Origin of the sequence: Rossellomorea vietnamensis NBRC 101237, from assembly GCF_001591825.1 — a bacterium.
GTDB lineage: Bacteria > Bacillota > Bacilli > Bacillales > Bacillaceae_B > Rossellomorea > Rossellomorea vietnamensis.
Window position 1 is genome coordinate 17,844 of sequence record NZ_BCVQ01000015.1, and the last position, 15,494, is coordinate 33,337.

Sequence of the window (15,494 nt, forward strand, 5' to 3'; positions counted from 1 at the left end):
GAGGGAAGGATTCTTCTTTTTATCAGGTTTATAAAACCTTTATATAAGCTTCTTGTCAAAAAACTTCGAAGAATTCAATGAGTTCAATCTTACGTTTATCCATTTAGCTTATGGGGTAAGGAATAATCATAACGGTCTAAAAGAGTTTTCTAAAAAGAGTTGACATCTTTAACTGTAAATATTATTATTACAGTGTACCCGAAATTGGCGTGCATTTATTTTAATCATAACTGTTACTTTTTTTATTACATTTAAAAAGGAGTGTGTAAACACATGGTCAATTTATTTCTGACACCGAGCTGTACGTCCTGCCGCAAAGCGAGAGCATGGCTTGAGGAACATTCCATTGAATTCGTAGAACGCAATATGCTGACAGAGCCATTGACGCCTGATGAGATCAAGTCGATCCTCCGCCTGACGGAAAATGGCACAGAGGACATCATTTCTAAACAATCAAAGGCGTACCAGGAGTTGAAAGTGGACATTGATTCGTTGCCACTCCAGGATTTATATAAATTAATCAGGGAAAATCCTCTCATATTGAAACGACCGATCATGCTGGATGAGAAAAGATTGCAGATTGGATATAATGACGAAGAAATCCGCAGCTTTCTCCCAAGGAAAGTGCGTAACTTCGAATACAGTGAGCTGCAAAAGCTGGCCAATTAACCGGGAACCGGATTCTTGACAGTGTGAACTGTAAAAGTTACCATTACAGTAACATCCGGGAAGGAGGCAGTCCATGAATAGCGACTTTACCTTAGCCATCCATAGTTTGACGTATCTGGCACTGCAGACGGACCGCATGTCGACAAGCGATGCGATTTCGGAAAGTGCAGGGGTTCATCCGGTCCGGATTCGCAAAGTCCTCAGTCTTCTGAAAAAGCAGGGATTCATTGCGTCTAAAGAAGGGACAGGCGGCGGATTCATCTTTGCCATGGACCTGAGCGACATTAATCTGTGGGATATTTATAAAATCACATCAGAGGGCGCCCTTCAGCCAAAATGCACCGCTACCAATGATAAGTGTCTCGTAGGCGCCAATATGAAGAATGTCCTTTTCCAAATCTTCCTCGGTGCAGAAGAAAAACTGGGGGATTACTTAAAGGACTATACGATTAAAGACATCGTCGAGATGATCCATCAGGAGAAAGCGTAGAGAGCTTTCTTTCTGGCTAAATGTAACAAATAACATTACAGTTTGGAAGGTGAAAAGGAATGTCAAACGAGCAAACACTATTAAAAATTGGAGATTGGGTCAAAGGGAAATTACTTACCGGAGAACTGGTCATCGGCTATATTGAGAACCTGGACACCAAAGGAGAAGCTGTTAAAGCGAAAATTGTGACCAGTGATAATAAAACCATCGAAGGGAAAATCCTTCCCCTGTTAAATAGACAAATCAACAAAATTCCCGATACACATGTCAAAAATAAAGAACAGATCCAATACTTGATCGACCTGGCCCTCGAAACGGGAGATGAAGAATGGTTCCTGGAGCTGACAGCTAAGTTGAACTCCATGCGTGAACTGGTTGAGGGTGTGAAGTGAATAGAGTAGTGAAAAGCTGAAGGAGTGGACTCTTCAGCTTTTTTTGTATGTGGGGGAATTTTCAACTTCTCTGCTTGTTAAAGACCATTCCGGATAAAAACAACACAATCATCGTGTACACCCCAAACATACCTGCATACAGATAAGGCATGATGATATCACCCAGATCTCTAATCGGTTCGGGTGGATATAGACTGATACCAAAGGAAGCAAAAAGTAGATAGAAAAGACCCGTACTGAACGAAATCACAATGATATCTTTTCTATCCCAATTTTTCTTCCTTCTATAGAAAAGAAATACAACAATCGTGAGAAGGAGTGACCAAGCAAAAGAGCCCCATAAACCGTCAACTATGCGAATGAAAAGAAACGAAAGTAATGAGAGTAAACTAAATAGCATTCCTGAACGATAGTTTTTCATATTGCCCCCTTATTTTCTTTAAAGATTTTTATCCCTAAACCAGAAAGAAAAGCTAAGCTGGTATATACAAAAACCCATAGCAGAAACGAATCATTGAAAACAGTAAACGTGGCAACAAGCGCAGATAGAAAGACGAATATAGGTGAGACAAAGAGATTTCTAAAAAAGAAATATCCCAGAATTCCTGCTATGATTGACAAAATCGGAAAGCCAACTAAAACCATGAACAAGATATCCAATGTAAAAATCACTCCTTTAGTGTAATATTACACCAAATAGACGTAGTTATCAATTGGATTTTGAGGACCTTGTAGATCTTTGAATTAAAATTTATCGATAAGCTCATAAGTCAGATTGATCTAAATATGGGAAGGTACGCCCATGGAGTAACATGAGCATTATAAATGCGATTATTTTAAAGAAAATTCGACAAGCTGGCACGATTATCTGAAATCCCGCATGATATGTTCCATATCCCGCTTGATCCTGAGTCATTCGGCATGAAAAATTCATTTCTCGCTTGAAAGGTCTCGAAACCCGCATGAATCCCGTCTCCCTTGTACATTCAATTCAATCAATCAGTCCCAAACAAGCACAAAATGACAGGTGTGAAGCAATCAGAAGGAATAGGATGGAATCAAGGAGGGATTTACATGCCGGATTTCAAACTACAAGTCTTTCAAATGAGGGGCAACTCATATGATATCGGAGTAGAAACAGGTGAAAAGATGAGAGATACTTCCATCTTACATATGCTTGGGTCAATCACTAAACAAGAGATTGATCTTCCAGAAATGAAATCGATTTATACCTCATTCTCCCCACACCTGATGGAGGAACTGGAAGGCCTTGCAGAGGGTTTCGGTATCTCATCTCTTAAAGCAGCTGCCTTATGCAGTGGGTATGATGTACCGAAGACTGAAGCGATGGGGTGTTCCAGCCTTCTTTCTAAGGAGTGTTATGTACGGAATTATGATTTTTCCCCGGATTTATATGATGGGGTTTTTAGTATGGTTCAGCCAAAACAAGCCTTTGCATCCGCAGGGTATAATCTTCAAGTCCTGGGAAGGCATGATGGGGTGAATGAACATGGTCTGGTTGCAGGATTGCACTTTGTCAGTCATGACGGCTACAGAAAAGGAGTCTCTCCGTGGGCGGCCATACGGATGGTTCTGGATACATGTTCTTCCCTCGAAGATGCAGTTGCCTTGCTACAGGAAATCCCGCATTCAGCCTGCTATAACTTTTCCATCGGAGACCGAAATGGAAAGATGGCCGAAGTGGAAGCTAGTCCTGAGAAGGTGACGGTCAGGTATGGAGAATCTTTTCTGTCATGTGTGAATCATTTTCAGGATGAACAAATGAATAGCAAAAACCGTCCATTCATTGAAGGCTCCCTGGAGCGAAATGAACATCTACTGAGATTAAACGAAGAACAGCTTTCCCATCGTCAACTGTTTCACCATTTTAAAGACATCGACTCCCCGATTTTCTTCAGTGATTATGAGAATTTATTCGGCACCCTTCACACCTTTTCGTATTCCTATCATGATTCAAGAATCCTTACAACCATTGCCGGGAGCAAGGAGGCACTGGACGTGAACTTTCACGATTGGGTAACAGGGGGCGACATTCTCAGAAAGAAACTGAGTGGCTACATAGAGTGAATAGAGAAAAGCTGATCCCATGCCAAGATGGATCAGCTTTTTCTTCATCCAAAAGTCGTAGAACCCATCCGCCCCAACGACCGAAGATAGGGATGGAAAGGATGAATATACTTAATTTATACAGTATTCAAATTATAGTGAATATTTTCATCTGTTGGTATAAAATAGAATTTTGTGAGGGGGTTCAACATGAACTTATTAAAAATAACGTTAAACCATTTTAAGCCTTATTGGAGGAAGCTGTTGGTGGCACTCCTGTTTTCCGTCATCGGCGGTCTCTTTACGATCGTGCCGTCAATTCTTGTGAAACGATTGGTGGATGACGTCATTGTCGGAGGGGATCTGAACTTTCTTGTCTGGGTAGTAGGCGGGATTCTCGGTGCGTATCTCGGTAAATCCCTGTTCGAAACGATGCAGGAATACGTGCAGGTGAAAATCGGTCTTGATGTGATCACAGATATGCAGATCCGGGCGTTCAGAAAGCTGCACCGGACCCCGATGTCGTTCTTCTCGAAGACGCCGAGGGGGGATATGCTCTTCCGTCTGACGCATGATGTGGAATCGATTCAGAACCTGAACAATACGGTCGTTCCCCGTATTCTGCAGCAGGTGGTGGGAGCAGTCGCTGCCTTTTCCACCGTGTTTGTTTTATTCTGGCCTGCTGCAATTGTCATGTTCGCGGTTTTTGCCATTTATATCATCCCTTCCTTCACCTTGGGTAAAAAAATGAGGAAAATGAGCGCGGTCCAGCGGGAGATGAGTGCGGATATGTATCAGCACCTGCAGGAAAGCATTGAAAGTGTCCGATTGGTGAGGACTTATCAGACACAGGATATAGAAGTTGGCACTCAGGAGAAGAAGCTAAGTGATTGGAAGCAATTCTCGATCCGGGCAGCGCTGATCGGAAAGGTGAACTGGCGCCTCGGGAATCTCTTTAATATCGCAGCACCGGGTGTCGTCATGCTGATCGGGGGCTGGGCAATCTGGGATGGAACGATCACCATCGGTACCCTAGTTGCCTGCCTGAGCTTCATTCCCATCATGTTTTTACCAGTAAGATCCATGGCAGAGCACGCCTTGACGATTCAGCAGGCGATTCCTGCCCTGCATCGGATTTATGAATATTTCGATCTGCCGGAAGAACATGAAGAGAAGCTTCCCTCTTTTGGTCCTGTAAAAGGAAAAATAGACTTGGAGAATCTATGGTTTTCGTATCCCGGGACGGATAAACAGGTATTAAAAGGTGTTTCTTTGTCACTCAACCAGGGGAATCATATCGGGATCGTCGGAACGAGCGGCGGAGGGAAAAGTACCCTTGTCCAGCTATTACTGGGACTCTATGAACCGCAACAGGGTTCGGTGATGATCGATGATAAAAATCTATTCGACTATAACAGGAACAGCTTTCGCCAGCAGGTAGGGGTCGTATCCCAGGAGACGTTCTTATTGAATAGTACCTTAAGGCAGAATCTGTTATACGGAAAACCAGATGCGACGACAGAAGAACTTGATCAGGCTGTAGAAGCCGCAGGTCTGAAGGAATTGATTTTTTCTCTTGAGGAAGGATATGAAACCATCGTCGGGGAGAGGGGATTGAAGCTTTCAGGCGGACAGAGGCAAAGGGTGGCCATGGCTCGTGCCATCCTGAGGCAGCCTCCTGTCCTGATCTTCGATGAAGCGACTTCTTCCCTTGACGGAGAGACGGAGGAGCGGGTGCAGGCTTCCCTGGAAAAACTGATTCCGGGACGGACAACGATCACCATCGCCCACCGTCTTGTCACCGTAAGGAATGCCGATGTCATTATTCTTCTCGATGGAGGAGTCGTGGCGGAAAAAGGTACTCATGAAGAACTGCTTCTGAAGCAAGGCAAATATTATGAATTATACAAGGCTCAATACAGCGAGCTTGAAAGGGAGTTGATCGGATGAGCGCGAAGAAGAATCGCGACGGCAGAAGAGTGCTGAGCTTTCTCCGTCCTTATAAAAAATGGGTCATCGCGGATTCCATAGTCATCGCGATCAGCCAGGTATTTTCGGCATTGATCCCGACTCTTGCCCTTAGCTGGCTCGTGGATACGATCATTCCGAATGAACATTACAACTGGCTTTGGGGGCTGATGTGGCTCTTGATCCTTTCAGCAGTTCTGGATCTGGTCATGATGGTCATCGACGAATATTTCTGTCACCAAACGGCGAAGACGGTGACGAATTGGCAGAAGCTGCGCTTGTTCCGCCATCTGCAAATCGTCCCGTATTCTTTTTATCATCATAATTCCACGGGAGAGATGCTTGCGAGGGTGTCGGATGATCCGGATACGCTTCATAATTTCCTCGCATGGGAAGGATCGACCTTCATGGCAAGCGTGCAGGGGGTATTCATTTACAGCCTGGTGCTCCTATGGATTCATCCTTATCTGATGATCACAAGCGTCGTCCTTGGCGTGATCTTCTATTGGACTTCCAATATGGTAGGGGCAAGGACCCGGTTGGCGTCAGCGGATGCCAGGAAAGAAGCGTCGAGATATCTTGAACGATTGAGAGAGTCCGTGACTGGGATCCATCTGTCCAGGGTCATGGGTGTGTCGGAGAGTGAAGTGGACAGCGTCATCTCCATCCGTGACAGTTTTGTACACCACTCGGTCAAAGAACTGAAAGCAAGGATGCAATCGGTCGTCGTCATTGCAAGTTATAACGGGTTTGCCCTGGGACTGGTTTATTTGATCAGTACGCTCTTAATCTGGAATCAAGGACTGACAAGTGGCCAGATGCTGACAGCCGGTGGACTCGTGACCATTGCGGCGAATGAGATGCAGCGCCTGCTCAGAAACTGGCTTTCTGTCAGACGGACCGGTCCGGCGTTGGATCGGTCGGAAGTTTTGCTTGCCGAGGAAGCTTCGGAAGCTGAGGTGTCAGAAGGCATCGCGGGTAAACGGGCAATCGGCAGTATCCGTCTTCAGGACGTCGCATTTTCTTATCCCGGTAAAGATGAAAATGTATTAAAGGGTGTATCTTTTTCCATCGGTGCCGGGGAAAAATGGGCATTGGTCGGTCCAAGCGGCTCGGGTAAATCCACGATTGTCGATCTCTTATTCAAGCTCTATGATACGGGAGTAGGGCGGATTGAAGTGGATGGCCGGGATATCAGGGAGTGGGATACAGCCTGGCTGCGTTCACAGATGGCCATTGTCACCCAGGATGTCATGCTGAGGAGTGGGACACTCGCTGATAATCTGCGGATCGGGAAACGGGATGCGACGGATGAGGAGCTATTGAAAGCCCTCGAAGACAGCGGGCTCGGTGAATTGATTGAAACGCTGCCTGAAGGGCTCTATACTTTGGTCGGTGAAAGAGGGAGCCTGCTTTCCGGTGGACAGAAGCAGCGTCTTTCCCTTGCAAGGGCCCTTTTAAAAGATGCTCCCATTCTTATTCTGGATGAAGCAAGCTCCGCCCTTGATCCCATAACGGAAACAAAAATCAACGAAGCGGTGCTGCGCGCCGGAAAGAACCAAACGATCATCATCGTCTCTCACCGTTTATCCACGGTCCTGTCCGCCGAGCAAATCGTCGTCCTGGAGGATGGACGGATCGCAGAGCAAGGGAAGCATGGGGAGTTGTTACAGAATCAGACCGGTGTGTACGCACGGTTGTTTGGCAGAGAAGCGGAAATTGGCGGAGCGACGATTGATTATGTGTCGTGAGATCATATAGGTCAGACTTAGTAGAAAAAACGATTAGTAGAACATAAAAGAGGACCCATTCCCTACTTCAAATCAGTTGGGGAACGGTCCTCTTATCATTATTGTAATATTTAATTATCCCACACTCTGAATTTCCTTCAATTCCTCCGTCAAACGCAGGAATTCTTTTTTATTCCGGTTACATAATGCCTGGTCAATCCCTTGTGCGATTTGCTCTTTCCGAAATGTCAGCAGTGCCTCGTCCAATATCATTTCTGCAAATAGTGAATCCATGTGATTTACATCAGACTGTGGTGAGTTCAGCAAATACTTCTTCATGAAAATCAGCTCCTTGACCTTTTTTCTATTATACTAACCATTTATAGAATATTCAAACATTTTATTAAAAAAATATTCTTGCCCTCAACCTTGGTTCAGGGTTTATTCTGAATTTAGAACAACAAAACGAAGTACATGGAGGAAAGATATATGACAAAATATGCTTTGGTAACAGGAGCGAATAAAGGAATTGGATACGAGGTCGTTCGACAGCTGGCGGAGAATGGGTTTGAAGTTTTCTTAGGAGCACGGAACGAGGATCTGGGCAAGGAAGCGGTGGAGTCCCTTGGCAAATCGAATGTAACATTCGTTCAATTGGATATCTCCAGTTCACAATCCATTCAGGACTCAGTCCGAACTATTAAGGGAATGACGGATCACCTTGACTTATTGATCAATAATGCCGGTATAGCGCTTGATTTTAACATTCAACCGAGTGAAGTGAAGGTCGAAATGCTGCGTGACATCTTTGATGTGAACTTCTTTGGGACATTTCAAATGATGCAAGCGTATCTTCCTTTATTGAAAAAAGTGGAGGGAAGTAAGATGGTGAACGTTACGACGGATATGGCATCCCAGACCATGTTCGACAATGGGGATGTTCATCCCCTCAATATCCTGGGATATAATTCTTCCAAGACGGCTGTGAATTCACTGACATTATCCTTCAGTAAAGAACTGGGGAGTGAGGGTCCTGAAGTCATGGGTGTCACGCCTGGTTTCACTTCCACTGATTTAAACGGGAATGCCCCTGGAGGGAAAACGACGGCCCAAGGAGCAGAAGTCATTGTGAAATACGCTTTGAGTGAGACAAACTATCATGGTAAAATCCTTAATAACGACGGGATTATTCCTTGGTAGAAGGAAGGTACAGAATGGATTATTCGATTGGGCAAGTTGCCAAGATGAACAATATGACGATATCGCAACTGCATTACTATGATCGGCAAGGGTTGTTACCCTTTATTAAACGGACGGAAAATGGCGACCGGACTTTCGATGAAGGCTCCCTTAAGTTCCTCGAGATGATCCTTTGTCTGAAAAATACCGGGATGCCGATCAAAAAGATCAAGGAATTTGTCGAGTGGACGATGGAGGGGGATCAAACCCTGCCTGCACGCATGGACATGATGCTCGATCAGGAACAAAACGTCCAAGAGCAGATAAGGGATATGCAAGCCAACCTAGAGAAAATTCAAATGAAAATTAAAAGATATGAGAATGAAATGAAGTAATAGGGAAAACCCCGATTCTTTTATAAAATCGGGGTTTTCACCTTTCTATTTGAGGGACGGACCTTCTCATTTGTCGATCGGTGATTCGTAATGGACTGGGGATTTCTCCCTTTGGCGTGCCTTCACCAGATAATACGCTGTGATGGCCGAGGTGACGGGGATGGCAAGGGCCACTCCGAGTCCTGCTGAGCCGATGAAGATCATTTCAGAGGTGAATACCTTGGAGTTCACGATGTCCCCGATGGAGTAGGAAAGGTCCTTAAACCAAATCAGGAGTCCCATGTAGCCACCGAAGAAAGCAAAGAACAGCGTATTGGCGCTTGTCCCCAATATATCCCTGCCAAGCCTGATTCCCGATGTGAATAAATCCTTCCGGCTGATATCGGGATTGTGATAGGCGATTTCCCTCATGGGGGAGGAAATGGATATCGTTACATCGATGATCGCACCGATCGTGCTCATGATGATCATGGACGCACCAATTTTGACGAAATCGACTCCGACATACAGGGAAAAGGCTCCGATCTCTTCGGTTTCTTCCTCACTGAAACCCTGTATCATGGCGGCATCGGTCAACTCCAAAATGAAGAAAATCAATGCGCCGGTCGTCACAATCGTAGAGATGAAGGCGGTGACGGTCTTGATATTGATTTCACTGATATAAAACAACGAGATACAGCTGATCAGGATACATGCAACCAACGTCAAGATGATTGGGTTCATATCCGGATCATTCATCATGATGATGGTGAGCAGGAGCACTCCCGTATTTAGGAATAAGGCTACAAAGGACCTTGCTCCTTTCTTGCCGCCGACTGCGACCATCAGGGCGAATAGAATGATGGCGAGCCATACTTGGACGGTCATACTTTCACCCGCTTTCTGTTCACAAAGAAAATGGCTGTATAAATGCCGATCGGGATGGCGAGTACAATCCCGATGCCTCCTGTGAGGGCCCTCGTCATTTCTAGGGAAAGATTCATGGAAAGGGTGAACGCGAGTGGTGAGGCATTTTTAAAATAAAGGATGAGCATGGGAATTCCACCGCTGATGTAGACGAAGAACAGGATGTTGGTCATTGTTCCCATGATATCCTTTCCGATGTCAAAACCTGACGTTCTCAGTGCTTTCGTAGAGATGTCAGGATTTTTCTCGAATAGTCCAAAGATCGAGGACGATAAGGTGATGGCTACATCCATCACTGCTCCCAGGCAGCCCACCAGGATCCCCGCCATGAATACCATTTGGTAAGGGCGGGTGAGATACTGCATTTCCTCATACCGGAGTCCGTCCCCGGCTGTGAAGCGGATGACAACATAGCTGATAAGGAGCGTCATGAACGTTCCGATCAGAGTGGCCACCACCGCCGCATACGTTTTCTCATTGAATCCATTCACGAATAAGAGGGAGACGAGGGTGAAGGCAATCACCCCAACGCTGCAAGCAAGCAGCAGGCCCACTTTCTCCGAGTTTAGATAAACATCCAATGCGTAAGAAAGAATCAGTGCATTGACCCCGAGCGTGATCAGTGAGAACAGACCCTGTCTTTTTCCTACAAGCAACAGGAAAAGGATGAATGCCCAGGTCATGATCATCAGATATTGATCCCGCTTCACATCTTCTATATGCCCATTCAATGTTTTATCCTTTTTGTCCCCGTCATCAATAGAGACGAATAATTCATTCCCCGGTTCATAGCGCTGATCGTTGGCGCCGGACATGGAGTATTTATTCGATAAGAGGATGGTCTCCCCTTTATGTTTGCCGTTTTTCACTACGGCTTTCAACTGTTGTATGTATACCCGGTCTTTATTCCCGGTCATGTCTTCCATATCCGTATCTTCCATTATCTTTGAACTCGTCACTTCTGCAATCGGACGGTCGCACAGACTCTGATTGTGGTTGACGAAATATAATGAAGCGAAAACACAGATTGCCAGGAAGGCGAATAATAGTAGTGTCCTATATTTTTTAATGACTATCACCTTTCATCCTCCAGCTCCCGGATGAACCCATCATCCAAATCGTAATCATTATTCCATATCGGCAGGGATTACGCAAAGGTGGACATGAAAAAAAGTGTCCATATAATATGAACACTTCAGAAGGAGATTGTCACGCCGCATTCCATGCGTTACGCCAATCGTATGAATGTGATTCCTCACCTTCTGCTTCAATATAATGTATGAAACGGGTTTCAGAACAAGGAAAAAATCAAAAACGTATCGAAAAAAAGGAAATCTGGCATTTATGGGGACGGATCTCCTTTGATACATGCAAAATGATTACAGTTCTTTAGCATAAAAGAAAGTTCGAACAACAGGTGGAACGAGCCACATACACGGTAAAAACACCAGAATAACCTCCGTTGTCTCCGTAAATGGGGGCAAAAAAAGAACGATGATTCCGATTAGAAATAAAGGGACGGACCATACGATCATCTGCAAGGCCCCATATCGATTGATCTTATACCAGGCTTCATCCGATTCGAATGATGTTGAAATTCTGATACCGTAATACGTATTCATCCTGATTTTCCCTAAAAGTAAAGGTAAGCTGATACCGATAAATATAAGGGAAGCACTCATATGTGTGAGTGAAACACCAATATTACTCATTTTATAAAGTCTCTCTATCTTTGAAGGAGGGACTCATGATCTGCCTCCACCAGCCTATCCAAAAATCTGCGGATTTCTTTGTTGGCCCGCATTTCATTCTTTTTCTTAGAAAAACCATGACCTTCATCATGAAAATGGAGGTATTCAACAGAGACCCCTTTGTTTTTTAATTCATTTACCATTCGCTCCGACTCCTCCGTCTTCACCCTCGGATCGTTCTCCCCGTGGATGATGAACATCGGAGAATTCATATGGTCGATATAGGTAATAGGTGAGTCTCTTACAAGCTTCTCATAGTCTGTTTCAGGATTTCCAACCAGTTGATCCATAAGGGTTCTCCAACTAGACGGTACATTATTCAGGAAGGTTAAAAGATTCGATATGCCAAATATGTCGACAATCCCACAGAAATACTCGGGATGTCTTCCTGCTAGAAGCAGACTCATATAACCGCCATAGCTTCCGCCCATCGCCACGATTTTGCCCTTTTCAGCAAACTCCTCTTGTATGAGCCATTCCATTCCAGCGACACAGTCGTGTCGAGGTCCGTCCCCCCAGTTCTGTTCCACCATCTTCTCGAATGTTGCCCCGTAGCACTTACTGCCCCGGAAGTTGGGGGCAAAGAGGGTGTAGCCGCTTTGGACGAGGTACTGGATCACAGGTCTGTAGATCATACGCTCTGCATTCTGAGGTCCCCCATGTGGCCAGAGGATGGTGATTCCATTGGGACTTTCCGGTTTGTACAGCAGGGCTTCGATTACCAGGCCATCATGGCTTTCATAGTGGACGATGTCCGGTTTAATCATGTTTTCTTCAGGCACGCCAAGTACTTTGGTATTCGTCACCTGTGTCCAGCTGCCGTTCGTGTCCCTTTTGTAGATGGTATCCGTTTTGTCAGCAGAAATCCCAAGCACATAGAGGTTTCCATTCTTGGTGACTATTATTTTTTTTATAACATCGCAGGGGGTATCGATTCTCTCTCCCTCATCCGTCGACAAATCATAGACATATAGATGATCCCTTACGCCTTTTTCCGCTGTGATGACGATCTTATTTGATTGTTGATGGAACCGGATCGAAGTGATTTCTTCTTTATCCAATGTAAAAAGAGGCTGGAATTCATAGGTTGAAAGGTTAAAAGAAGCAAGATATGAAAATTCTTTTCCATAGTTCGTTGTGAAATAGATAAACTCCTTGGTCAAGCAAATGTCCTTGATTGTATGAGCGGTGTGAACATCCGGGACCAGTGGCACTTTACTGTCTCCAGTCTGGTAAAAGGCAGTGGCATGGGTGTTGGAGTACGTTTCTGTATAAACATAAGACCCGTCGGAAGAGGCGGCTGCCACAACGATCGGAACATGATCACCTTGTTGGATAAGGGTGGTATGGCCCGTTTGTAAATCAGTTTTGTAAATGTTCAACAATGGGTTTTCGTGATTGGTAGAGTAATACATTTCCTGATTGGTAAAGCAGGCGTGATAACACGTTGAACCGGATTCCACCTCATGGAAGGGGAGTGGAGTCCCGCCTGATTTAGGCAAATGGTGCAATTGGTAATTTTCATCCCCATCCTTCTCAAATGTGGCGATGATTTGATTATGATGGATATGGATGAGACTACTATTCTGATTGATGGTCGTTAGCCGATAAGGGAACAAGTGGGGAAGATCCATGGCCCAAAGATTAAAGGTCCCGTTAAGGTTCGTGCTGAACACAAGTGTGTCTTCGTTTTCATTAATAGTGAACGTGCTGATTTCAGTAGTGTGGAAATAATGTTCGACTTCCGTTGCAGTGCGGATAAGTCATTCCTCCTTGGAAATACACTCAGTTATAGGTATATTATTCCATTTGGTGGGAGGATAGGCAAGATAAAATAAATGAGGATGAATTTCAGGAAATGAAGCAATCCTGTTACAAGTAGCCTGGATGGAGATTCGATAGGCAATAATCTTACATACTTCTACAACTATTTCCCCGGAAATTGATAAATACGTATACAATTCGACGCATCTTCCGCTTCCATGAACAGGAAAAGGAGCCAGGGGACCTGTCCCATGGCTCCTACAGATTATATTGCCACTTTAATGCTGTACTCTTTCAACCATCCATTCACTTGGATTAAATAATCCAATAAACCTTTTGCACTAGAATCAGAAAGGCTGCTTTCTCCGTCTGCAATCTTTCTGACAGCTTCTACATCGATCAACTGGAGAATCGGGGAGGTGGAATCATCCAATATATTGGTCATCCACTTCTGGACTCCTATGAGATACGCATCATCCTTCGTACTAGGATAGGCACTCTTCCGTCTGTTCCGCACATCATCCGGCAAATATCCTTTGAATGCCCTGCGGAGGATGCCCTTCTCGATGTCATCGATATTTTTCATCTCGAACGGGATATTCCATAAATATTCGACGAGTCGGTAATCACAGAATGGTACGCGCACTTCAAAGCCCGTCATCATACTCGCACGGTCTTTGCGGTCAAGCATGAACGGAAGGAAGCGGGTGATGAACATATAGGACATTCGCCTTTGCTTTGCTTCAGTATCGCTTTCGCCTTCTAACACGGGTAGCTCTGCGAGTGCTTCCTGATAGCGCTGCTTTTGATATTCCTTGATGTTCAGCCTGTTTTTCAAGTCTTCATTCAGGACACCGGCGATTCCTCCGATATTCAGGAGCCACGGGAATACATCGGCAGCGAGGAACTCCTCCTGATGGAACCACGGATATCCGGAGAACACTTCATCTGCGGATTCCCCCGACAATGCGACGGTGGCATCCTTTTTCATTTCCTTAAATAAAAGGTAGAGGGAGGTCTCAATTTCGCCGACTCCCGGCAGATCCCTTGCACGCATAGGGATGAGAAGATTTTCCACAAGTTTCTCCGCATCAAAGACAATCGAAGTATGGTCCGTCCCTACATGATCTGATACCCGCTTCACCCAAGGTTCATCAAGGTCGCGTCTCAGGAAATCTTCCTTGAAGCTTTCTTCATTATTCACGAAGTCGATGGAGTAGGTTGGAAGCACTTTGTTTTCCTCCTTGAACTCCTTACCTGCAATCGCTGTGAGTCCACTTGAATCGAGGCCGCCAGAGAGCATGGATACAAGTGGTTTATCTGCGATCAGCTGTCTCTTGACCGTATCTTCAAGCAGACCTCGAATGGTTTGTACAGTGGTTTCAACATCATCCGAATGCTCTTTGCTTTCAAGTTTCCAATATTGGACGGTCTTGCGATCATTTTTTGTGACAGTCATGTAATGGCCGGCGCGAACTTCATATATATCTTTGAAAATGGCTTTTCCTGGTGTCTTCATCGGTCCGAGGCCGAATACTTCAGATAATCCTTCTGTATCGATTTCTGCTTGAACGTCAGGGTGGGCAAGTAAGGCTTTGATTTCGGAGCCGAACAAGATCTGATCTTCTTTAATCGTATAAAATAAAGGTTTTACCCCCAAATGATCACGACCGAGTATGAGTTTTTCTTTTTCCTCATCCCAGATCCCAAAAGCGAAGATGCCGTTGAAGTGACGGACGCAGTCTTCACCCCATTCTAGGTAAGCACGCAGTAGCACTTCTGTATCGGAGTTCGTTGTAAATGGATGATTCCTCTCTGTTAGCTCTTTCCGGAGCTCCAGATAGTTATAAAGTTCTCCATTGTACGTTAACGCAATGGTGTTTTTTTCGTTTTGATAGAGCATGGGCTGTTTGCCGCCATCCGGATCGATGACAATCAATCTGCGGTGCCCGAGTGCAGCATGACCCTTCAGCCAGCTTCCCTCTGCATCCGGTCCACGGTGCTCAATGGCATCGGTCATATTCTTTAAGGTCCGTCCCTCATTTGTAAGGTCTTTGGACCAATCAATCCAACCTGCAATTCCACACATATTCCATACGCCTTCTTTCTTTAATTGCATTCACGTTGAGCGCTCAACTATGAAATGGGTTTTGAAGCATTTATTAAACGATCCCTGTTACGGG

Annotated in this window: 16 protein-coding genes; 8 read left to right on the forward strand and 8 right to left on the reverse strand. The window is 45.0% G+C overall.

The annotated features are described in order from the left end of the window. Nucleotides 1-273 precede the first annotated feature (273 nt). From spxA to BVI01S_RS10105, 3 genes are all read left to right on the forward strand, one after another. Nucleotides 274-669: a transcriptional regulator SpxA gene (spxA, locus tag BVI01S_RS10095; RefSeq protein ID WP_034762215.1), complete on the forward strand. Its 396-nt coding sequence runs from the start codon at nucleotides 274-276 to the stop codon at nucleotides 667-669. Nucleotides 670-742: 73 nt separating this feature from the next. Beyond that, nucleotides 743-1,159, forward strand: a complete 417-nt coding sequence (locus tag BVI01S_RS10100; RefSeq protein WP_034762217.1) for an RrF2 family transcriptional regulator — start codon at nucleotides 743-745, stop codon at nucleotides 1,157-1,159. A 59-nt stretch (nucleotides 1,160-1,218) separates the two neighbouring features. Further along, nucleotides 1,219-1,551: an IDEAL domain-containing protein gene (locus BVI01S_RS10105; RefSeq protein ID WP_034762219.1), complete on the forward strand. Its 333-nt coding sequence runs from the start codon at nucleotides 1,219-1,221 to the stop codon at nucleotides 1,549-1,551. A 61-nt stretch (nucleotides 1,552-1,612) separates the two neighbouring features. Here BVI01S_RS10105 and BVI01S_RS10110 read toward each other — a convergent pair whose 3' ends face one another. Both BVI01S_RS10110 and BVI01S_RS23270 read right to left on the reverse strand, forming a co-directional pair. Then, nucleotides 1,613-1,972 (reverse strand): hypothetical protein, encoded by a 360-nt coding sequence (locus BVI01S_RS10110; protein ID WP_061810057.1) that lies wholly within the window; start codon nucleotides 1,970-1,972, stop codon nucleotides 1,613-1,615. Further along, the gene (locus BVI01S_RS23270) at nucleotides 1,969-2,196 is read right to left on the reverse strand and encodes a DUF2651 family protein (protein ID WP_369690886.1); all 228 of its coding nucleotides are present in this window, start codon (nucleotides 2,194-2,196) and stop codon (nucleotides 1,969-1,971) included. The genes BVI01S_RS10110 and BVI01S_RS23270 overlap by 4 nt, the downstream gene beginning before the upstream one ends. Before the next feature lie 429 nt (nucleotides 2,197-2,625). Here BVI01S_RS23270 and BVI01S_RS10125 point away from each other — a divergent pair, with 429 nt between their 5' ends. The 3 genes from BVI01S_RS10125 to BVI01S_RS10135 all read left to right on the forward strand — a co-directional run bounded on the left by BVI01S_RS10125 (nucleotide 2,626) and on the right by BVI01S_RS10135 (nucleotide 7,337). Then, a complete protein-coding gene (locus BVI01S_RS10125) occupies nucleotides 2,626-3,639 on the forward strand; it encodes a C45 family autoproteolytic acyltransferase/hydrolase (protein ID WP_061810060.1) in 1,014 nt (337 codons plus the stop codon). Nucleotides 3,640-3,828: 189 nt separating this feature from the next. Beyond that, the gene (locus tag BVI01S_RS10130) at nucleotides 3,829-5,568 is read left to right on the forward strand and encodes an ABC transporter ATP-binding protein (RefSeq protein ID WP_061810061.1); all 1,740 of its coding nucleotides are present in this window, start codon (nucleotides 3,829-3,831) and stop codon (nucleotides 5,566-5,568) included. Further along, a complete protein-coding gene (locus tag BVI01S_RS10135; protein WP_061810062.1) occupies nucleotides 5,565-7,337 on the forward strand; it encodes an ABC transporter ATP-binding protein in 1,773 nt (590 codons plus the stop codon). Before BVI01S_RS10130 ends, BVI01S_RS10135 begins: the two co-directional genes overlap by 4 nt. Nucleotides 7,338-7,451: 114 nt before the next feature. On the opposite strand, the gene BVI01S_RS10140 is transcribed toward BVI01S_RS10135, so the two are convergent. Next, entirely contained in the window at nucleotides 7,452-7,655 is a 204-nt protein-coding gene (locus tag BVI01S_RS10140) for an IDEAL domain-containing protein (protein WP_061810063.1), read from the reverse strand. Between the two features lie 150 nt (nucleotides 7,656-7,805). Here BVI01S_RS10140 and BVI01S_RS10145 point away from each other — a divergent pair, with 150 nt between their 5' ends. Together BVI01S_RS10145 and BVI01S_RS10150 are read left to right on the forward strand one after the other, a co-directional pair. Beyond that, nucleotides 7,806-8,516 (forward strand): SDR family NAD(P)-dependent oxidoreductase, encoded by a 711-nt coding sequence (locus tag BVI01S_RS10145; RefSeq protein WP_061810064.1) that lies wholly within the window; start codon nucleotides 7,806-7,808, stop codon nucleotides 8,514-8,516. Between the two features lie 14 nt (nucleotides 8,517-8,530). After that, on the forward strand, nucleotides 8,531-8,890 hold the full coding sequence (locus tag BVI01S_RS10150) for a MerR family transcriptional regulator (RefSeq protein ID WP_061810065.1): 360 nt from the start codon (nucleotides 8,531-8,533) through the stop codon (nucleotides 8,888-8,890). 66 nt (nucleotides 8,891-8,956) lie between these two features. Here BVI01S_RS10150 and BVI01S_RS10155 read toward each other — a convergent pair whose 3' ends face one another. The 5 genes from BVI01S_RS10155 to asnB all read right to left on the reverse strand — a co-directional run bounded on the left by BVI01S_RS10155 (nucleotide 8,957) and on the right by asnB (nucleotide 15,400). Further along, nucleotides 8,957-9,757 carry a YibE/F family protein gene (locus tag BVI01S_RS10155; RefSeq protein ID WP_061810066.1) on the reverse strand — a complete coding sequence of 267 codons (801 nt, stop codon included), beginning with the start codon at nucleotides 9,755-9,757 and terminating at the stop codon, nucleotides 8,957-8,959. Next, nucleotides 9,754-10,875, reverse strand: coding sequence for a YibE/F family protein (locus BVI01S_RS10160; protein WP_061810067.1), 1,122 nt, complete (start codon nucleotides 10,873-10,875; stop codon nucleotides 9,754-9,756). The genes BVI01S_RS10155 and BVI01S_RS10160 overlap by 4 nt, the downstream gene beginning before the upstream one ends. 300 nt (nucleotides 10,876-11,175) lie before the next feature. Next, complete coding sequence (locus BVI01S_RS10165) at nucleotides 11,176-11,508, reverse strand: SdpI family protein (RefSeq protein WP_061810068.1); 333 nt, start codon at nucleotides 11,506-11,508, stop codon at nucleotides 11,176-11,178. 14 nt (nucleotides 11,509-11,522) lie between these two features. Next, nucleotides 11,523-13,223, reverse strand: a complete 1,701-nt coding sequence (locus tag BVI01S_RS10170) for a S9 family peptidase (RefSeq protein ID WP_061810069.1) — start codon at nucleotides 13,221-13,223, stop codon at nucleotides 11,523-11,525. A gap of 353 nt (nucleotides 13,224-13,576) precedes the next feature. Continuing rightward, the gene (gene asnB, locus BVI01S_RS10175) at nucleotides 13,577-15,400 is read right to left on the reverse strand and encodes an asparagine synthase (glutamine-hydrolyzing) (RefSeq protein WP_061810070.1); all 1,824 of its coding nucleotides are present in this window, start codon (nucleotides 15,398-15,400) and stop codon (nucleotides 13,577-13,579) included. Nucleotides 15,401-15,494: the final 94 nt, after the last annotated feature.